The 19,187-nt window shown below is 61.6% G+C and carries 16 protein-coding genes; 13 read left to right on the forward strand and 3 right to left on the reverse strand.

What is annotated here, in order from left to right; genetic code table 11:
- Positions 1-75 precede the first annotated feature (75 nt).
- Positions 76-1,236, reverse strand: a complete 1,161-nt coding sequence (locus ACTIE1_RS05250) for an NAD(P)/FAD-dependent oxidoreductase (RefSeq protein WP_439562386.1) — start codon at positions 1,234-1,236, stop codon at positions 76-78.
- 116 nt (positions 1,237-1,352) lie between these two features.
- Here ACTIE1_RS05250 and ACTIE1_RS05255 point away from each other — a divergent pair, with 116 nt between their 5' ends.
- From ACTIE1_RS05255 to lnt, 6 genes are all read left to right on the forward strand, one after another.
- Complete coding sequence (locus ACTIE1_RS05255; RefSeq protein WP_439562327.1) at positions 1,353-2,090, forward strand: endonuclease/exonuclease/phosphatase family protein; 738 nt, start codon at positions 1,353-1,355, stop codon at positions 2,088-2,090.
- Between the two features lie 69 nt (positions 2,091-2,159).
- The gene (gene miaB, locus ACTIE1_RS05260; protein ID WP_439562328.1) at positions 2,160-3,479 is read left to right on the forward strand and encodes a tRNA (N6-isopentenyl adenosine(37)-C2)-methylthiotransferase MiaB; all 1,320 of its coding nucleotides are present in this window, start codon (positions 2,160-2,162) and stop codon (positions 3,477-3,479) included.
- A gap of 229 nt (positions 3,480-3,708) precedes the next feature.
- Positions 3,709-4,725, forward strand: a complete 1,017-nt coding sequence (locus ACTIE1_RS05265; protein WP_439562329.1) for a PhoH family protein — start codon at positions 3,709-3,711, stop codon at positions 4,723-4,725.
- A complete protein-coding gene (gene ybeY / locus ACTIE1_RS05270; RefSeq protein ID WP_439562330.1) occupies positions 4,718-5,254 on the forward strand; it encodes an rRNA maturation RNase YbeY in 537 nt (178 codons plus the stop codon). The genes ACTIE1_RS05265 and ybeY overlap by 8 nt, the downstream gene beginning before the upstream one ends.
- A 15-nt stretch (positions 5,255-5,269) precedes the next feature.
- The gene (locus ACTIE1_RS05275) at positions 5,270-6,148 is read left to right on the forward strand and encodes a hemolysin family protein (protein ID WP_439562331.1); all 879 of its coding nucleotides are present in this window, start codon (positions 5,270-5,272) and stop codon (positions 6,146-6,148) included.
- Positions 6,145-7,686 (forward strand): apolipoprotein N-acyltransferase, encoded by a 1,542-nt coding sequence (lnt, locus tag ACTIE1_RS05280; RefSeq protein ID WP_439562332.1) that lies wholly within the window; start codon positions 6,145-6,147, stop codon positions 7,684-7,686. Before ACTIE1_RS05275 ends, lnt begins: the two co-directional genes overlap by 4 nt.
- On the opposite strand, the gene deoA is transcribed toward lnt, so the two are convergent.
- Entirely contained in the window at positions 7,666-8,973 is a 1,308-nt protein-coding gene (gene deoA, locus ACTIE1_RS05285) for a thymidine phosphorylase (protein ID WP_439562387.1), read from the reverse strand. The two genes, lnt and deoA, sit on opposite strands and share 21 nt — an antisense overlap.
- A gap of 79 nt (positions 8,974-9,052) precedes the next feature.
- Between deoA and ACTIE1_RS05290 the strand changes: the two genes are divergently transcribed.
- Positions 9,053-9,457, forward strand: a complete 405-nt coding sequence (locus tag ACTIE1_RS05290; protein WP_439562333.1) for a PaaI family thioesterase — start codon at positions 9,053-9,055, stop codon at positions 9,455-9,457.
- Between the two features lie 157 nt (positions 9,458-9,614).
- On the opposite strand, the gene ACTIE1_RS05295 is transcribed toward ACTIE1_RS05290, so the two are convergent.
- Positions 9,615-10,217, reverse strand: a complete 603-nt coding sequence (locus ACTIE1_RS05295) for a DUF1285 domain-containing protein (protein ID WP_439562334.1) — start codon at positions 10,215-10,217, stop codon at positions 9,615-9,617.
- A 75-nt stretch (positions 10,218-10,292) separates the two neighbouring features.
- Here ACTIE1_RS05295 and ACTIE1_RS05300 point away from each other — a divergent pair, with 75 nt between their 5' ends.
- The 6 genes from ACTIE1_RS05300 (at position 10,293) to ACTIE1_RS05325 (ending at position 19,185) form a co-directional block, all read left to right on the forward strand.
- Positions 10,293-11,300, forward strand: coding sequence for an AAA family ATPase (locus ACTIE1_RS05300; protein WP_439562335.1), 1,008 nt, complete (start codon positions 10,293-10,295; stop codon positions 11,298-11,300).
- Complete coding sequence (locus ACTIE1_RS05305; RefSeq protein WP_439562336.1) at positions 11,297-12,190, forward strand: DUF58 domain-containing protein; 894 nt, start codon at positions 11,297-11,299, stop codon at positions 12,188-12,190. The genes ACTIE1_RS05300 and ACTIE1_RS05305 overlap by 4 nt, the downstream gene beginning before the upstream one ends.
- Complete coding sequence (locus ACTIE1_RS05310; protein ID WP_439562337.1) at positions 12,190-14,967, forward strand: DUF4159 domain-containing protein; 2,778 nt, start codon at positions 12,190-12,192, stop codon at positions 14,965-14,967. The genes ACTIE1_RS05305 and ACTIE1_RS05310 overlap by 1 nt, the downstream gene beginning before the upstream one ends.
- On the forward strand, positions 14,964-17,036 hold the full coding sequence (locus ACTIE1_RS05315) for a hypothetical protein (RefSeq protein ID WP_439562338.1): 2,073 nt from the start codon (positions 14,964-14,966) through the stop codon (positions 17,034-17,036). The genes ACTIE1_RS05310 and ACTIE1_RS05315 overlap by 4 nt, the downstream gene beginning before the upstream one ends.
- 278 nt (positions 17,037-17,314) lie before the next feature.
- The gene (locus ACTIE1_RS05320; protein ID WP_439562388.1) at positions 17,315-18,406 is read left to right on the forward strand and encodes an ABC transporter permease; all 1,092 of its coding nucleotides are present in this window, start codon (positions 17,315-17,317) and stop codon (positions 18,404-18,406) included.
- Positions 18,406-19,185, forward strand: coding sequence for an ABC transporter ATP-binding protein (locus tag ACTIE1_RS05325; RefSeq protein WP_439562339.1), 780 nt, complete (start codon positions 18,406-18,408; stop codon positions 19,183-19,185). The genes ACTIE1_RS05320 and ACTIE1_RS05325 overlap by 1 nt, the downstream gene beginning before the upstream one ends.
- The last annotated feature ends 2 nt before the right edge of the window (positions 19,186-19,187 follow it).

Consider the following 19,187-nt stretch of genomic DNA (forward strand, 5'->3'; position numbering starts at 1 on the left):
CAGAACCGGTTCCCGTTTTTGAGCGACATGCTCTGTTGCGGGCGTAGTATTTTGAGTATTTTTGGCAAGATGAAATCAGGAGTGCTGCGCCGCATGCCGACCCGCCCAATGCCCTGTGGCCAGACAGGCGGTCAGAAGATAGCCGCCAGTCGGCGCTTCCCAGTCCAGCATTTCGCCCGCCGCATAAACATTTGGCCAGTTGCGTATTTCCAGCCCGTCGGTCAGCGCGGACCGCTTGATCCCGCCTGCGGTCGAGATGGCCTCGTCCAGCGGTCGGGGGCCTTGCAGCGGGACGGGCAGCGCCTTCAGGCGTTTGGCAAGGTCGGTCGCGTCTGCTGGCAAGGGGCGGGCTAGTTCATGCACCAATGCAAGCCGCGCCCCTGACAACCCCAGCGCCTTGCGCAGCCGGTTGGCAGTGGACAGTTTTGCGGGTTGCGCCGCTAGACGTCCGGCAATGTCGGTCACGGTGCGGTCCGGGAATAGATCCAGCACCAGCGCCGCGCCGTCACGCAAGGGACGCGACAGGGCATAGATTCCGCCCCCCTCGACGCCACGCGCTGAAATAACGAATTCCGCACGCACGGAATGCGCAGCCGCGCGAAGCAGCACGCCCTTGACCGGTGCGCCGAAATGGGCGCGCATGTGACCGGACCAATGCACAATGAACCCCATATTGGCGGGTTGGAACGGTTCAAGCGGCACGCCGCGCGCCGCAAGTTCGGCCACCCAGCGCCCGTCGGAACCCAGCCGCGCCCAGCTTGCCCCGCCCAGCGCCAGCACGCATGTTCGCGGTGCCAGATGACGTGGCCCGTCCGGGGTCGCGAAGTCGAACGCCCCCCCCTGCCAGCGCCACCCCCTGCGCAGGCGGACACCCGCATTGTCCAGCCGCGCCAGCCATGCCCGCAATAACGGAGAGGCCTTCATCACGCGCGGGAACACACGGCCAGACGAGCCGGTAAACAGATCCGCGCCCAGATCATTGGCCCAATCCCGGATCTGGTCAGGCCCGAAGGCGCGCAGCACCGGGTCCAGCCATCCGGCGGCGGCCCCGTAGTGCCCAATTTGCTGTTCAAGCGGGGCCGCATTGATCAGGTTCAGGCCCGACTTGCCTGCCATCAGGAATTTCCGCGCGGGCGATGGTTTGGCGTCGCAAATCACGACTTTGCGGCCGGACGCTGCCAGCACCTGCGCGGCCATCAGTCCGGCCGGACCAGCCCCGATGACCAGCGCATCAATCGCCTCGAAGCGGGTCATGCTTGTGCCTTAACGAATTCTTGAGGACATCCGGCTATTGTGAAACACTCCTCGCAATCGCATATATAGTCCATGTTGTATTCAAACCCCAAAGGCCAATGTCCGATCTGATTGTCAGTTCCTACAATATTCACAAGGCGGTCGGAACCGATATGCGACGTGATCCGGCACGAACTGTTCGGGTAATCCGCGAATTGGGGGCTGATATTGTTGCGCTGCAAGAGGTAGATCGCCGTTTTGGCGACCGCAAGGGGGTGCTGGACCCTGATATGTTGCGCGATGAGACGGGTTTGACCGCAGTCACCCTGACCGACAGGCTGGGCACGCGCGCACATGGCTGGCATGGCAATTTACTGTTGCTGCGCGGCGCCGAAGTGCAACAGGCCCGCGCCATCTCGTTGCCCGGTCTGGAACCGCGCGGCGCGATCGTGGCCGATATTATGCTGAACGGACAGCCCTTGCGATTGATCACCGCACATCTGGGACTGCTGCACCAGTCCCGGTTGCTGCAAGCCCGCCGCCTGTCCGAAGAAATTGACGGGGGGGACGGGCGCCCGACATTGGTTATGGGGGATTTTAATGAATGGCGTCTGGGCACGCGATGCTCCCTCATGCCGATGCGGCGCGAATTGCGCGCGGTGAAGCGGTCGGCCGCGACAATCGCCAGTTTCCCCGCACAAATGCCGGTCCTTCCACTGGACCGCATCATCAGTTGTCGTCAGGCGCTTGTCAGCGATTTGCGCGCACATGATACGGAACTGGCCCGCAAGGCATCCGACCATTTACCAATTCGTGCAATGCTTACCTTGCCGCAGGTCGCAAGCGCGGCTATCTGACCGGCTTGAGGGTTGGGCGCGTTTACGGTATGGCCACGCAATCCCGATAAAGCGCGGCAAGGGGGGCCAATGGCCGACACCAGAAAACTATTCATCAAGACCTATGGCTGCCAGATGAATGTGTATGACAGCGAACGCATGGCGGAAGCGCTGGGCGCATCCGGCTATGCGCTGACAGACCGCGCAGATGACGCCGATATGATTTTGCTAAACACCTGCCATATCCGCGAGAAAGCCGCCGAGAAGGTCTATTCCGAACTGGGCCGGCTTAAGCCGCTGAAGGCAGCGAATCCCGATCTTAAAATCGGGGTGGCCGGCTGCGTGGCCCAGGCCGAGGGCGAGGAGATCATGCGCAGGCAGCCGCTTGTCGATCTGGTGGTCGGGCCGCAGACCTATCACCGGCTGCCTGCCATGGAGGAAGCAGTGCGCAAGGGCGCGCGCGCGGTGGACACCGATTTCCCCGAAGAAGACAAATTCGAGCATCTGCCCGAACCACCCCGCGCAATGCGCGGCCCGACCGCGTTTCTGACGGTGCAGGAAGGGTGCGACAAGTTCTGTGCCTTCTGTGTGGTTCCCTATACCCGCGGGGCCGAGGTTTCGCGCCCCGTCGCCCGCATTCTGACAGAGGCACGCGATCTGGTTGCGCGCGGGGTGCGCGAGATCACGCTGCTGGGGCAGAATGTCAACGCCTATCATGGCGCGGGCGATGGCGGCAGCTGGACGCTGGCGCGCCTGATCCGAGAGTTGGCGCGCATCGACGGGCTGGAGCGTATTCGCTTTACGACATCGCACCCCAATGACATGGATGATGACCTGATTGCCGCGCATGGGGATGAACCCAAACTGATGCCCTACCTGCATTTGCCGGTGCAATCTGGCAGCGACCGGATTTTGAAAGCGATGAACCGCAAACATACGGCGGAAAGCTATTTGCGCCTGATCGAACGGCTGCGCAATGCCCGTCCCGATTTGCTGCTTTCGGGTGATTTCATCGTGGGCTTTCCGGGCGAAACCGATCAGGATTTCGAGGATACGATGACACTGGTGCGACAGGTCGGGTACGGTCAGGCCTATAGCTTCAAGTATTCCGCGCGGCCCGGAACACCTGCGGCCGAACGTCCATGCGTGCCCGATGATGTGTCCAGCGAACGCCTGCACCGCCTGCAGGCATTGCTGACAGACCAGCAGCGCGCGGCACAGGTTGCCATGGTCGGGCGGGACGTGAATGTCCTGTTTGAAAAGCAGGGCCGCACCGCCGGACAGATGACGGGCAAGTCGGACTATTTGCACGCCGTGCATGTGACCGACCCGAGTGTCGAGAGGGGCCAGATCCGGCGCGTCAGAATCATCGAGAGCAACACCAACTCCCTTGCGGGCGTTCTGGTTTAACGCATCGGGATTTGACGCGCCCGTATTGTCGCACAGGCGGTATTATCAGGCAGAATAACTGGGGCATTGTCACATCTGCGCTACATCTGGTGCGTAAAACAGCAATGCATCGCCGATATCGTGTGGCATGGGGTCCATCCCTACAAACAATCCTTGCCAGCGGACAACGCAATTGGCAGCATGAAGAAACACCGTCGCAAAAACCCGCGATCATTATAGGGAGAACTTCTTGGGCATAGACGCCTTGACCCCGTCACACACCCCGCTGGACACAGCGCAGTCGCATATGGAATTTTCCGACAACCGCCTTCTGGTTGATTTATGCGGCGAGTATGATCGCAACCTGACCCATCTTGAAAGTCAGCTTGGCGTGCAGATCCTGCGGCGCGGCAACCAGTTGACAATCATTGGTGCGGAAGATGTGCGTGCATTGGTCGCGCAGGTTCTGGGCACGCTGTATCAAATGCTGGAAGAAGGTCGCCAGATCGAATCGGGCGATATTGCTGCGCTTATCCGAATGGGCCGCGCAACCCCAGCGGATGACGGACCACAGGAGCAGTTGGAAATGTTCCGCACCGGCAAGCTGGAAATCCGCACCCGCAAGAAAAGCATCATCCCCCGCACCGAAGCGCAACAAGCCTATGCACGCGCATTGCTGGAACATGAGATGAATTTCGGCATTGGCCCAGCGGGCACCGGCAAAACCTATATTGCTGTTGCCGTGGCAGTGCAGATGTTTTCAGACGGCCATGTCGACAAAATCCTGCTGTCACGCCCTGCCGTAGAGGCGGGCGAGCGTCTGGGCTTTCTGCCCGGCGACATGAAGGAAAAAATCGACCCCTATATGCAGCCACTATATGATGCGCTGAACGATTTCCTGCCCGGCAAACAATTGCAGAAGCTGATGGAAGAACGCCGCATCGAAATTGCGCCGCTGGCCTTCATGCGTGGTCGCACGCTGTCCAACGCCTTCGTGGTGCTGGACGAGGCGCAGAACGCGACCGAGATGCAGATGAAAATGTTCCTGACACGTCTGGGCGAAGGGTCGCGCATGGCGATTACAGGTGACCGCAGTCAGGTCGATCTGCCGCGCGGCATGCATTCGGGCTTGCGGGCTGCGGAACGTATCCTTGAAGGCGTCAAGGGCATTGGGTTCAGCTACTTTACATCGGCGGATGTGGTGCGCCACCCGTTGGTGGCCCGCATCATTCAGGCCTATGAACGTGACGAAGAACAGCATGGCTGACACCACACCGCTGGTCGATCTGGTTATCGAGGATGATCGCTGGAATGCTGCCGCACTGGAAGAACTGGCGCAAAACGCGGCCAATGCGACCCTGCGAAGTTTGGGCTTGCCGACCACAGGCTTTGAAATTGCGTTACTGGCCTGCGATGATACCCGGATTGCAGCGCTGAACGGCCAGTTTCGGGGCAAACCGCTGGCGACCAATGTTCTAAGCTGGCCAAGCTGGGATCTGGCGGCGGAACAGGACGGTGGCACCCCCGAGCGCCCCGAACAAGGCGACCCTAATGATGCCGAATCGCTGGGCGACATCGCAATAGCCTATGAAACCTGTGCCCGAGAGGCACAGGAGCAAGGCAAGGCATTTGGCGATCATGTCACGCATCTGGTCGTGCATTCGACGCTGCATCTGTTGGGATATGACCATATCCGTGACAAAGATGCCGCCCTGATGGAAGAAATCGAAATCCGTATACTTGCATTATTGGGGGTGGCAGACCCATATGCGGACGGGGCAGAGATGCCACATTAGCACTGGAAAGGACCCATGGGCGACACCACAGACGGATCTATAGCAGCGCAGCGCGCGCAGGATGATCCAAAAGACAGCGAAACCCGCGGCCTGTTTGGCCGCCTGTTTGACGCATTTTCCCCCGATGACACCCAAGACGACGACAGCGGGACAAACCGTTTAGGTCCGGCCCTGCCCGGATTGGCAAACCTGTCCGCGATGCGCGTCGAGGATGTTTCCGTTCCCAAAGCCGAGATTGTTGCCGTTGAACAAGACGCGCCGCTTGCGGAATTCGTGCAGGCCTTCCGCGAGTCCGGATATTCACGCATTCCCGTTTATGCCGAGACACTGGATAATCCGGTGGGCTTGCTTTTGCTGAAGGATCTGGCGCTGCATTACGGGTTCAACGGCCATCATGATCTTGATCTGGCCCCGCTGTTGCGGCCGATATTGTATGTTCCCCCATCCATGCCGCTGGGCGTTTTGTTGCGCAAGATGCAGGCTGAACGCACGCATTTCGCCCTGATGATCGATGAATATGGCGGCGTCGACGGGCTGGTCACCATCGAGGACCTGCTGGAGCAGGTCGTGGGCGAGATCGAGGATGAACATGACACCGCCGAGGAAGCCCATATCCATGAGGAAAGCCCCGCAACATGGCTGGCGGACGCACGAACCCCGCTGGAGGAACTGGAGCTGCGTCTGGGCTTCCCGCTGACATCCGAGGATGAGGATGAAGAGATCGACACGCTTGGCGGGTTGGTGTTCGTGCTGGTCGGGCGCGTGCCGGTGCGTGGGGAACTTATCACCCATGACTCTGGTCTGGAATTCGAGGTGATTGACGCGGGGCTGCGCCGGATAGAGCGTGTGCGCATACATATTCCGGAAGCCCTGCGCAAACCCGTGACACCATGACGGGCAACCGCCCTTCCCCGTCCAAAGCTGCGCGCTGGTCCTTGCTGCTTGGATATGGCGCAATCGGGACCGTAATGGCGGCAGGTCAGGCACCGCTGGGGTGGTGGTGGGCCACGATTTGCGCGGCCGCACTCTTGTTTTACAGCCTGCCGGTGCATGCCACGCCCAAAGAGTGGGGCTGGCGCCTATGGGCGGCGGGCACGGGGTATTTCGGCGCAAGCCTGTTCTGGATTGTGGAGCCGTTTTTCATCGAACCCGAACGCCATGGCTGGATGGCCCCGTTTGCGCTGGTGCTGATGGCGGGCGGACTGGCGCTGTTCTGGGCCGCATCCGGATGGCTGGCTGCACGGCTGGCATATGGGCGCGGCCGCCTGCCTGCATTGGTGGGGGGCATTGTCGGGTTTGAATTGTTGCGCGGCTGGGTTTTCACCGGTTTCCCATGGGCGATGCTGGGTCATGTTCTGGTGGGCACACCATTTATGCAACTTGCGGCATTGGGGGGCGCTGGCGCGCTGAGCCTTCTGGTGCTTGTGGTGGCCCTGCTGCCCGCACTGGGATCACGATTGCCCCAGCGTATGGGGGGCTTCGCTGCAAGCGTGGTGCTGATGGCGGGCCTTTGGGTCTGGGGCAACGCGCAAACCGATCTGCCACCACCCCAAGACCATGTGATCCGCCTTGCGCAACCCAATGCACCGCAGTCCGAGAAATGGCAGGGCGACAATCCGCAACGGTTTTTCAACCGTCTGCTGGACCAGACTGCCGCCCCCGCCGACCCCGCACCTGCGTTGGTTGTATGGCCGGAAACAGCCGTCCCGTTCTTTCTGGAATATGCGGGCGACGGCCTGATGATGATGGCGCAGGCGGCGCATGAACACGGACCCGAAACACAACTGGCATTCGGGGTTCAACGCTATGACGGGGCGCGGTATTTCAACAGTCTGGCCGTTCTGGATATCACCGCGCAGGTCACGCAGGTCTATGACAAGCACCATCTGGTGCCCTTCGGGGAATATGTGCCCTTGTCGGAATTCCTGCTGGGCACGGGACTTGCGGGTTTTGCCGCGCAGGTCCTAAGCGGCTACAGCGCGGGTCATGGCCCTGCATTGCTGGATATGGGACCGCTTGGGCAGGCCCTTCCGCTGATCTGCTATGAATCCATTTTCCCGCGTCATCTGCGGGGAACCGAACGACCTGACTGGGTGCTGCAAGTCACCAATGATGCATGGTTTGGCGAACTGACCGGCCCCTTCCAGCACCTTGCGCAGGCGCGGTTGCGCGCGGTCGAACAAGGGCTGCCCGTCTTGCGCGCGGCCAATACCGGCGTATCGGCCGTGATTGATGCGCGCGGTGGTCTGGTGGCGGAACTGGGATTGGGTGAAACGGGTTTCATTGATGCGCTCCTGCCCGGTGCTTTGCCTGCGACACTATATGCGCGCTATGGCGATATACCGGTCTGGGGACTGGTGGTCCTCATCCTGTCGGGCGCTGGTGCGGCACGGCGCGCGCGGCGCATGGAATCAGGGGTCAACACACGCTGAAATCAGGGGCAACGGTGCGGGCGCGGCGTCCCCAATCGTGCAGGCACGCAAAAAGGTTGCAATCGCATCATCCGCATGGACGGCGTCTGCAGCATGGATGCGCACCAGCGTATCGCCCTGTTCCAGCCGTGTTCCGACAGGGACAATGTCCGAAAACCCGACGCGCGGATCGATCCTGTCTGACGCTTGCCGCCGCCCGCCACCCAGTGTGATGACCGCCACCCCGATGGCCCGCGTATCATAGCCGGTCACCACCCCTGACACAGGTGCGGGAACGGACCGGACAACCGGCGCGGCAGGCAGATAGGTGGCGGAATTTTCCAGAAAATCCGTTGGCCCGCCCAAGGCCGCAACCATATGCCCGAAACATTCTGCGGCCTTGCCGGACCTGAACGCAGCTTCCAGCAGGCCCCGCCCGTGGTCCGGATCCTGCGCAAGCCCTGCCAGTGTCAACGCCTGCCCCCCCAATGCGCAGGTCACGTCCCAAAGCCGCGCCTCAACCGCGCGTCCGGTCAGGAAATCAACGGCAACGCCCAGTTCCAGCGCGTTTCCCGCAGCACTGGCCAAGGGCTGCGACATGTCACTTATCAAGGCCATTGTGCGGCATCCCGCCCCGTTGCCCACATCAACCAGTGCGCGCGCCAGTTCCCGCGCCGCATTTTGGTCGGTCATGAAAGCGCCATTGCCGCATTTCACATCCAGCACCAGCGCATCCAGCCCCGCCGCCAGCTTCTTGGACAGGATGGATGCCGTGATCAGGTCCAGCGACTCAACAGTGCCGGTAATGTCACGGATCGCGTAGAACCGCTTGTCGGCGGGGGCAAGGGCTGCTGTCTGCCCGACAATGGCGCACCCTGTCTGCGCAACGATTTTCCGCAGACGCGCCGCATCTGGCGCAATGTCATAGCCTGGGATCGATTGCAATTTGTCCAATGTGCCGCCCGTATGCCCCAAACCACGCCCCGCAATACTTGGCACCACAGCCCCGCAGGCAGCCAGTGCGGGGATCAGCATCAGGGACACAGCATCCCCCACGCCGCCGGTCGAATGCTTGTCAATGACGGGGCCATGATCCCATTGCAGCACGTCGCCAGAGTCGCGCATCGCGGTTGTCAGGGCCACACGCTCCGTCAGGTCCATGCCGCGCAACAAAACCGCCATTGCAAATGCACCAAGCTGCGCATCGCCCATGCTGCCATCGCAAATGCCTGCGACGATTGCCGCAAGTTCTGCCGCTGACAGCGTGTCACCATCGCGCTTGCGCCGGATAAGTTCCTGATACAACATGGCCGTGCCCCGAATATGAATGCCCGCGCAGGTCGCTACCAGCTGCCCGCCGCACATGCCAGAAACCGGAGTTCGTGCCATGATTGATCCGCGCATCGCAGACAGTTTCGCCCGACAATCCATGATGGCCAGCCTGAACGCGGAATTGCAAGCGGCCATGCAGGGGCGCTGCATCATTCATGCCCCGATCCTGCCCGCATTCGGCCAGCAACACGGCGCGGCACATGCAGCAGTCGCGTTTGCACTGGGCGATTCCGCCGCAGGCTATGCCGCGCTGACATCCATGCCGGCGGGGCAGGAAGTGATGACCGCAGAAATGAAGATCAACCTGCTATCCCCCGCAATTGGCGACAGGCTTGAGGCCACTGGCGAGGTTGTCCGCGCAGGCCGCAGGCTTGTTGTTGTGCGCGCCGAGGTGGTGGCCATAGCGGGGGACGCCCGCAAGGTCGTTGCCGTGTTGCAAGGGACCATGATCGGGGTGTAACGCCCCAGCAGCCCACATAAGGCAACGCACTGATCCGGTTGAAACTGGTCTGAAGCGGTCGCTGGGTATCGTCCCAAGGCGCGGAGCCAAGGCCGCAGGCCGCCGATGGCGCGGGCTTTATTCAGGTGCGAAGGGCCACCTAAGGCCAACCGGAACACTAACCCAGTTCTTCTGACGCAATCACAGGAAAAAACACCCCGCCAGACCAAAGCCCGAACCAGCGCCCGTCCGCATGGTGTTCATGGGTGCACAATTCCACCAGCCGGTAAAAGCTTTTGCGGTCGATCAGCGCCTCCAGCCCGCTGCGGATCATGACATAAGGCGCAGGCTCGCCCGAGCCTTGATCGCGGGTGACGCGAATAGGGTGATCGGCACCGGCAACAGCTTCGTCCCCGACATTGGTGACAAACACCAGCCGCTGGTCCCGCCCACTGCCTTCAACGCGGAAATCCACGGCCACGAATGGTGCGTCATCCACGGTAATTCCAACCTTCTCGACCGGAGTGACAAGGAAATACTTGCCTTCCTCCAACTTCAATATGCTGGAAAACAGCCGCACCAATGCGGGCCTGCCGATGGGTGTGCCCTGATAAAACCACGTCCCGTCGCGGGCGATACGCATGTCCAGATCGCCGCAGAATGCCGGATTCCATAGATGCACAGGCGGCAGGCCAGTGCCTTTGGCTGCGGCACTGGCGGCTTGCGCAAGCGTATCTGCCGACGGGGTCACGCTATTTTGTTCATCAGGTGTTTTTGTCATTGGCCGCCTATGCGATAAGTCACTACATAACAGATAGTCTTTTAGGACGAAAATTCACCCCGAAGGAGCGCCCGGATGAGCACAGAAACAGACCTGATTGCCGCAATCGAGGCTTTGGGCGATAAACTGGCGCAGGCGCGCGCCAGCATCAACCGTCGTTTCATCGGACAGAAAAACGTGGTTGACCTGACACTTACGGCCATGCTGTGCGGGGGTCACGGCCTGCTGATCGGCCTGCCCGGTCTTGGCAAGACACGCCTTGTGGACACCGTATCGACCGTCATGGGCCTGAAGGGCAACCGCATTCAATTCACCCCCGACCTGATGCCCGCCGACATTCTTGGGTCCGAGGTTCTGGACATTTCCGAGGATGGCAAGCGCGCCTTTCGCTTTATTGAGGGGCCGATTTTTTGCCAGCTGCTGATGGCCGATGAAATCAACCGCGCCAGCCCGCGCACGCAAGCCGCCCTTTTGCAGGCAATGCAAGAAGGCGAAGTTACTGTCGCGGGGGCACATCACCAACTGGAACGTCCGTTCCATGTGCTCGCCACCCAGAACCCGATTGAGCAAGAAGGCACCTATCCCCTGCCCGAAGCACAGCTGGACCGGTTTCTGGTGCAGATCGATGTCGTCTATCCCGATCGCGACACGGAACGTGATATCCTGTTGGCCACAACAGGGCTGGAGGACGGCGCGGCCCATCAGGTTTTCACTGCCGCCGAATTGCTGGAAGCGCAGGCGCTTTTGCGCCGCATGCCGGTCGGGGCGGGCGTGGTGGATGCCATTCTTGATCTGGTGCGCGCCTGCCGCCCGAACGAGCCGGAAGCCCATGAGGCGGCGCGCGAAGCTGTCAGCTGGGGGCCCGGGCCACGCGCGGCACAGGCACTTATGCTGACCGTGCGTGCGCGGGCGCTGCTGGACGGGCGGCTTGCACCATCACTGGAAGATGTCGCCGCCATGGCACGGCCTGTGCTGTCGCATCGCATGGCCCTTGGATTTGCCGCAAGGGCACGCGGTGAGAACCTTGGCGACATCATCGACCGCGTCGCCGCAACCGCCACCCGTCTGGAGGATGCTGCTTGACCCGAACCGACGCAGCCCTGCACGCGACCCTTCGCAGCCGCGCAGAAGGGCTTGCGGCCCCCCTGCCCGCGCTACTCGCGCAGGCCGAGCATCTTGCGGCCTCGGTTCTGCCGGGGGCGCATGGACGCAGACGGGCGGGAACGGGTGACGAATTCTGGCAATACCGGCCCGCAACCGCATCGGATTGGGGCGCAAGAATCGACTGGCGGCGTTCCGCACGGTCCGATGCGCATTTCGTGCGGGAAACCGAATGGCAGGCCGCACAGGCTGTGACCCTTTGGGTGGATCAATCACAGGCAATGGCCTTCTTCGGGCATAAGTCACGCCCGTCAAAGGCCGATCGCGCGAAGGTGCTGGCACTGGCACTGGCGGTGTTGTTGCTGAAAGGCGGCGAACGTGTCGGACTTATGCCGGACCTGCCGCCGCGCGCGGGACGCGCGCAGCTTGATCCGCTGGCCGCACGGCTGGTCGACACTGCGTCCGGCGACGATTACGGTGCACCGCCCATGATCGTCTTGCCCCCGCACAGCCAAACTGTTTTTCTGTCGGATTTTCTGGGCGACCAGACGGCGCTGCAAGATGCGGTAGGGCGCGCCGCAGATCAAGGCGTGCGCGGGACGCTGGTGCAGGTGCTGGACCCTGCAGAAGAAGAGTTTCCCTTTCAGGGCCGGTCCATCTTCACCTCGATGGGGGGCAGGCTGCGCCATGAAACCTTGCGGGCCGCAGATCTGCGTGCGCGCTATCGGGACCGACTGGCCGAACGCAAGGACATGCTTGCGGGGCTGGCCCGTGCGACCGGCTGGCATATGCTGACCCACCACACGGACCAACCCGCGGGGCTGGTGCTGATGTCGCTGTGGCAACAGCTGGACGCAAGGCGGGTGGTGTGATGTTTACACTTGGCCCGATAGGCTTTGCGGCACCTGCGCTATTGCTGGCCCTGCTGGCGCTGCCGCTTCTGTGGTGGCTGTTGCGCGCGGTCCCGCCTGCCCCCGTCATCCGGCGCTTTCCCGGTGTAGCATTGCTGATCGGCCTGAAGGATGCGACGTCGGAAACCGACAGGACACCATGGTGGCTGCTGGCGCTTCGGGCGCTGGCTGTGGCGGGACTGGTTATCGCCTTCTCCGGCCCTGTGCTGAACCCGCAACCTGCGCGCGACGGCACCGGCCCGCTGCTGGTGCTGAGTGACGCAAGCTGGGCCAGTGCGCGCGACTGGCCGCAACGACAGGCAAGGATGCGCGATATCCTGACCGAGGCAGGCCGCACAGGCCGCCCTGTCGCGGTGGTCGCACTGACCGACCTGCCCGCAGACGCGATCACCTTTCGCGCGGCGGACCATTGGCTGGACCGCCTGCCTGCATTCGCCCCAGCGCCTTTTACCGCAGATGCAGGCGATGTGCGTGAATGGATATCGGGGCTGGAGGATGATTTTGACAGCTACTGGTTGTCGGACGGGCTGTCACATCCCTATCGGTCGGACGTTCTGGACGCGTTGCAACAGCGCGGCACAGTCACTGTATTTGAAACGTCGCGCCCCGCCATGGCACTGGCACCGCCGGTTTTGCAAGATGGCGTCGTGCAGTTGACAGCACATCGTGCTACCGGTCTGCCCGCACAAGAAATCGAGATTTCCGCCACCGGCCGCGACCCGTCAGGGGTGGAACGTATTCTGGCCAATGGAAGCGCCAGCTTTTCGGAAAACGGCACCACAGCGTCACTTGATCTGACCTTGCAGCCCGAATTGCGCAACAGGATCACCCGTTTCCAGATCGCGGGCGAACGCAGCGCGGGCGCAGTTGCCCTGACCGATGATGCGCTGCAACGGCGCAAGGTCGGCCTGCTGACAGGACGCGAGGGGCGCGAGGGGTTAGACCTGCTTTCACCCTTCCTGTACCTTCGACAGGCCCTTGGGCCGGTGTCGGAACTGATTGAAAGCGCGTCGGTTGACGACCTTCTGTTAACCGCGCCTGACGCGTTGATCCTTGTCGATATTGCCCAGTTGTCGGAAGTGGAAACCGCGCAAGTTCTGGATTTCGTCAATGATGGCGGATTGCTGCTGCGCTTTGCGGGGCCACGGCTGGCCGCAAGTGATGTCGCGCGCAGCGACGAGGACCCGCTGTTGCCTGTGCGCCTGCGCATCGGTGGACGCACGGTCGGGGGTGCCATGAGTTGGGGTGAACCCCGCAGCCTGCGCGACTTTGCGCAGGAATCGCCCTTCGCGGGGCTAAGTATCCCGCAAGATGTCACCATCAGCGCACAAGTTCTGGCCCAGCCCGACCCAGGCTTGGGGGAACGCACGATTGCGTCGCTTGCCGATGGCACACCATTGGTCACACGCAAATTCAGCGGCAGCGGGCAGATTGTTCTGTTTCATACGACTGCGAATGCGGACTGGTCCAACCTGCCCTTGTCGGGACTGTTCGTTGACATGCTGGAACGTCTGGCCCTGTCGACCCGCCCCGCCGCGCCCAGCGCACAGGATCTGGCGGGCATGGACTGGCAACCGCAGCGCGCCCTTGACGGGTTCGGGCAGGTTCTGGACGCAAGTTCGGCACCAGTCATTGCGGGCCGCGCCCTTGCAGACCGCGCCTTCGGCCCGAATGTCCCGCCCGGCGTCTATACCAGCGCGGCAGGCAGTTTTGCACTGAATATCGGCGATCATGATATGGAATTACTGCCCAGCAACTGGCCCGCATCTGTCACGATCGAGCGCGACAGCATGGCCCAGGAACGCGACCTGAGGGCCTTGTTCCTGCTTATCGGCTTCGGGGCATTGACGCTGGACATTCTTGCGGCACTGTGGCTGTCGGGCAGGTTGCGGCGCGCAGGTGGGGCGCGCGGGGCAACCACGGCACTTCTGGCCGCGGCTGTGCTGGTGTTTTCCGCCCCGCAGCTTGCGCAGGCAGATGATGACCGTCTGGCACTGGCGGCAACATCGGATGTGGTTCTGGCGCATGTCCTGACCGGCGATACGCGCATCGACACTGTGGCGCAGGCCGGGCTGCGCGGTTTGGGACGGGTGCTGTTCCAGCGCACATCGGTCGAACCGGCAAGCCCTATTGGCATTGATCTGGAAGGCGACGAATTGACCTTCTTTCCATTCATCTACTGGCCCATCACGGAAAACACGCCCATCCCGTCAGACGCGGCTTATGCGAAACTGAACCGCTATTTGCGCGGCGGTGGTATGATCATGTTCGACACGCGTGATGCGGAACTGGCCGGACTGACACGAACCACACCCGAAGCGCGCCGCCTGCAAGCCATCGCGCGCCCGCTGGACATTCCGCCGCTGGAACCTGTGCCCGAGGATCATGTGCTGACGCGCACCTTCTACCTGCTACAGGATTTTCCGGGCCGGCATACCGGCCGCGATGTCTGGGTCGAAGCCGCACCACCAGATGCCGAACAAGCCGAGGGCATGCCCTTCAGAAACCTGAATGACGGGGTCACGCCGGTCATCATTGGCGGGCATGACTGGGCGTCTGCATGGGCCGTCAATGAAGGTGGCCAACCGATGTTCCGTATCGGCACAGGGGTTACGGGCGAACGGCAACGCGAAATGGCCTACAGGTTCGGCGTGAACCTGATTACCCATGTCCTGACCGGCAATTACAAATCCGATCAGGTGCATGTGCCCGCCCTGCTGGAAAGGTTGGGACAATGACCGGCGCGCAGGATATCGTTTTGTCACCATTGGTGCCCGTGCTGGTGCTGTGGGGGCTGGCCGGCTTGGCCGCAGCAATGGTTGCACTTGCCCTGTGGCAGGGGTTGCGGGGGTGGTGGTTGCGCGGGCTGGCCGCATTTGCCGTGCTGGCGGCGCTGGCCAACCCGTCCCTGCAACATGAAACCCGCGAGGCGCTAAGCGATATCGCGCTGGTCATGGTCGATGATACGGCGTCGAACCGGATCGGGGGACGTGATGCGCAAACCGAAGCCGCCCTTGCCCATCTGGAGGACGAACTTGCTGAACTGGCGCTGGATACACGCGTTGTCACAGTATCGGACGGCACCGGCAATACAGGAACACAACTGAATACAGCCCTGACCGAGGCACTGGCAGATTTGCCCCGCGACAGGCTGGCGGGTGTTTTCGTCATCTCCGACGGTCAGGTGCATGATGCGGATATGCCGGTATCTGTGCCTGCCCCCGCCCACCTGTTGCAAACCGGACGCGCCAGCGACTGGGACCGCAGGCTGATCATTCGCAACGCCCCTGCATTTGCCATCATCGGCGAACCTGTCACCCTGACCTTGATGGTCGAGGACCAAGGCGCTGTGCCCCCTGACATGTCGCGCTTCACGACACTGCGCTATGCAATCGACGGCGCGGATGAACAAACGGCCATGGTGCCCATCGGCGAAGAGCTGGAAATCACCGTCACACTGGATCGCGGCGGCATGAATGTCCTGCAATTCGAATTGGATGAGGCGCCGGGGGAACTGACCACACGCAACAATGCGGCCATTGTGCAAATCAACGGGGTGCGCGACCGGCTAAGCGTTCTGCTGGTTTCGGGCGAACCGAATGCCGGACAACGCACATGGCGCAACCTGCTGAAATCCGATCCGGCCGTAGATCTTGTGCATTTCACCATTCTGCGCCCGCCGGACCGTCAGGACGGGGTTCCCGTGGACGAGCTGTCGCTTATTGCCTTTCCCACGCGCGAATTATTCGTCGACAAGATTGACGAATTCGACCTGATCATCTTTGACCGCTATCGCCGTCGGGGCATTCTGCCGAACGCCTATTTCAGCAATATCGCCCGCTATGTCGAAGAGGGCGGTGCCCTGCTTGTCGTGGGTGGCCCCGAACTGGCAGGGGCAGAGTCGATCTGGCGTTCACCCTTGGGCGATATCTTCCCTGCACGCCCCACATCGCGCGTGATAGAGCAAGGGTTTCGTCCCGCAATCACCGAACTGGGCCAGCGCCATCCGGTCACCAGCGGGCTGCACGCGCAGGCGCCCGTGTCCGACGATGGCAGCCCTGCGTGGGGACGCTGGTTTCGCCAGATTGAACTGGACCCCCAACGTGGACAGGTCGTGATGACCGGCGCGAATGATCGCCCGCTTCTGATGCTGGACCGTGTCGGCGGTGGACGGCTGGCGCTACTGGCATCGGACCAGACATGGCTTTGGGATCGTGGCTTCGAGGGGGGCGGCCCTCAACTGGAACTGCTGCGCAGGCTTGCCCATTGGATGATGGGCGAACCCGAACTTGAAGAAGAAACCCTGACAGCAACAACCGAAGGCAACCTTGTCACCATTTTGCGGCGCAGCTTGCGCGACGAGGTTGGCGCGGTCACGGTGCATGCACCCGATGGCAGTGAAACAGTTCTGGACCTGACCGAGGACGCGCCGGGCGAATACCGCACACAATGGCAGGCCCCCGAAATCGGGCTGTATCGGTTGTCCGACGGCGAATTGGAAACTGTCGTGGCCTTAGGGCCAAGTGCGCCGCGCGAGTTTGAGGAAACCATTGCAACCCCGAACCATCTGCGCCCGATCATCGACGCGCAACGCGGCGGGGTTATAACGCTGGAATCGGGACTGCCCGATCTGCGGACGGTGCGCGAAGGCCGGACCGCCGCCGGACGCGGCTGGCTGGGTGTAACCCCGCGCGATGCCTATATGACAACCGAATTGCGCAGCGCCGCCCTGTTGCCCGGCTGGCTTTGGCTGTTGCTGGCCGCAGGGTTTGCCTTGGGGGCATGGCTGCGCGAGGGGCGCCAATGAAATCTGCCGCAGATGCGCCCGTATCCGTCCCCTTTCACCTGCGCGATGCACAAATCGCCGGACAGTCGTGCCGCGTTGTGCCTTAACAGTCACATTCCCCTGTCTGGCACGACCTTTGCGCGTGCTTGGGCATGGCCGTAGCATCATGCGAACGCTATATGCCTTGGAAACAAGTGCAGAATCGTGGTTTCAGTTATTTATCAAGGGGCGTTCATTTGGCCGATAAGCAGCCCATAGGTGACACAGCGCATACCGGCAGCGCTGGCCCCGAATTCGGGCTGGAACAACAGGGCGACATCTGGCTTCTGCATGGCGAACTGACGGTGCGCAGTCTGGGCGTGGCACTTCCCCGCCTGCTGGCCCTGAAGGGCGCGGATATCGCTTTGGACTTACGCAATCTCCAACGCTTTGACACAGCCGGCGCATGGGCATTGCTGCAACTGCGTGGCCAGCAGCAAAACACCGGACAAACCCTCTCGCTACAAGGCCAGACGGACGAGCATACGGCCCTGATTGACCGCGTCGAACAGGCCATTCCAACCGCGCCGCAGGACAATAAGGAACGGTTCGGCATTCACGACCTGTTGGCCAGTGTCGGCAAGGCTGTCGTTGGTGTGGGCCGTTTTCTGGCCGAGATTCTGGCAATGCTGGGCGTTTTTCTGGCAAGGTTACTGTATCTTGCCCGCCACCCGTCGCAATTCCGGCTGACGGCGCTGGTATATCACGCCGATCAGGTGGGCTGGCGCGCAGTTCCCATTGTGTCGCTGATGGCTTTTTTGATCGGGGTGGTACTTGCCTTTCAGGGGGCGGTGCAATTGCGCCAGTTCGGTGCGGAAATCTTCGTTGTCGACCTGATTGCGATTTCCATTTTGCGCGAGTTGGGCATTTTGCTGACGGCCATCATTGTCGCGGGGCGCACCGCGTCCAGCTTCACTGCCGCCATCGGGTCCATGAAAATGCGCGAGGAAATCGACGCCATGAACACGCTGGCCATCGATCCCGCAACAGTGCTGTTTGTTCCGCGGATTCTGGCGCTTCTGATCACGCTGCCCATTCTGGGGATGATCGCCAATATCATGGGCTTGTTCGGTGGCGCGTTGATGTCATGGATTGAACTGGGCATATCCCCCGCCATGTTCATGACACGCCTGATCGAAGACACCAGCATGGACCATGTAATTGTGGGCTTCGTCAAGGCGCCGGTATTCGCCCTTATTATCGGCGTTGTGGGCTGTCATGCAGGCATGCAGGTCGGCGGGAATGCCGAAAGCCTTGGCAAGCAGACTTCCTCGGCGGTGGTGCGTGCCATTTTTGCCGTGATTGTGGCCGATGCGCTGTTTTCAGTGTTCTTTGCGATGATGGGTATCTGATGGGACATGATACAGTCATCCGCCTGCGGGGCATTCGCAACCAGTTTGGCACTCAGGTCGTCCATGACGACCTTGAACTTGATGTTTATCGCGGCGAGGTGCTGGGCGTTGTTGGCGGATCGGGCACGGGCAAATCGGTATTGCTGCGCTGTATCGCGGGCCTGCGTCCGCCACAGGCCGGCAGTATCGAGATATTCGGACAGGATGCGCTGAACTGCACTGAACCGGCACGCCGTGCCATTGACCAGCGCATGGGCGTCATGTTTCAGGATGGCGCATTGTTTTCCAGCCTGACCGTGCGCGAAAATGTCGAGGTGCCCATGCGCACTGTCCCGGGGCTAAGCGCCGCAATGCGCCGCGATCTGGCGGACCTGAAGATTTCCATGGCGGGCCTGCCCTATATTGCCGGTGACAAATTCCCGTCCGAACTGTCGGGCGGCATGCGCAAACGCGCGGGTCTGGCGCGGGCGCTGGCGCTGGATCCGGAAATCGTATTTCTGGACGAACCAACGGCCGGGCTTGACCCGATTGGCGCATCGGCCTTCGACGAGTTGATAAACGGCCTGTCCCAAAGCATGGGGCTGACGGTGTTTCTGGTAACGCATGATCTGGATACGCTTCATGCAACCTGTGACCGGATTGCCGTTCTGGCCGAAAAGAGAGTGATGTATACCGGCACAATGTCCGATATGCTGAATGTCGATCACCCTTGGGTGCACGAATATTTCCACGGGCCGCGCGCACGCGCAGCACTGGACACGAAAGAAAGGATCGCCTGACG

Origin of the sequence: Roseinatronobacter sp. (assembly GCF_051859525.1) — a bacterium.
Classification (GTDB): domain Bacteria; phylum Pseudomonadota; class Alphaproteobacteria; order Rhodobacterales; family Rhodobacteraceae; genus Roseinatronobacter.

What these genes read in the sequence shown, in the direction of transcription:
- deoA (WP_439562387.1), bottom strand. Translation starts at nt 8,973, where the DNA reads ATGTTGTATCAGGAACTTATCCGGCGCAAGCGCGATGGTGACACGCTG.
- ACTIE1_RS05325 (WP_439562339.1), top strand. Translation starts at nt 18,406, where the DNA reads ATGGGACATGATACAGTCATCCGCCTGCGGGGCATTCGCAACCAGTTT.
- ACTIE1_RS05255 (WP_439562327.1), top strand. Translation starts at nt 1,353, where the DNA reads ATGTCCGATCTGATTGTCAGTTCCTACAATATTCACAAGGCGGTCGGA.
- ACTIE1_RS05310 (WP_439562337.1), top strand. Translation starts at nt 12,190, where the DNA reads ATGTTTACACTTGGCCCGATAGGCTTTGCGGCACCTGCGCTATTGCTG.
- ACTIE1_RS05295 (WP_439562334.1), bottom strand. Translation starts at nt 10,217, where the DNA reads ATGACAAAAACACCTGATGAACAAAATAGCGTGACCCCGTCGGCAGAT.
- lnt (WP_439562332.1), top strand. Translation starts at nt 6,145, where the DNA reads ATGACGGGCAACCGCCCTTCCCCGTCCAAAGCTGCGCGCTGGTCCTTG.
- miaB (WP_439562328.1), top strand. Translation starts at nt 2,160, where the DNA reads ATGGCCGACACCAGAAAACTATTCATCAAGACCTATGGCTGCCAGATG.
- ybeY (WP_439562330.1), top strand. Translation starts at nt 4,718, where the DNA reads ATGGCTGACACCACACCGCTGGTCGATCTGGTTATCGAGGATGATCGC.
- ACTIE1_RS05275 (WP_439562331.1), top strand. Translation starts at nt 5,270, where the DNA reads ATGGGCGACACCACAGACGGATCTATAGCAGCGCAGCGCGCGCAGGAT.
- ACTIE1_RS05315 (WP_439562338.1), top strand. Translation starts at nt 14,964, where the DNA reads ATGACCGGCGCGCAGGATATCGTTTTGTCACCATTGGTGCCCGTGCTG.
- ACTIE1_RS05300 (WP_439562335.1), top strand. Translation starts at nt 10,293, where the DNA reads ATGAGCACAGAAACAGACCTGATTGCCGCAATCGAGGCTTTGGGCGAT.
- ACTIE1_RS05290 (WP_439562333.1), top strand. Translation starts at nt 9,053, where the DNA reads ATGATTGATCCGCGCATCGCAGACAGTTTCGCCCGACAATCCATGATG.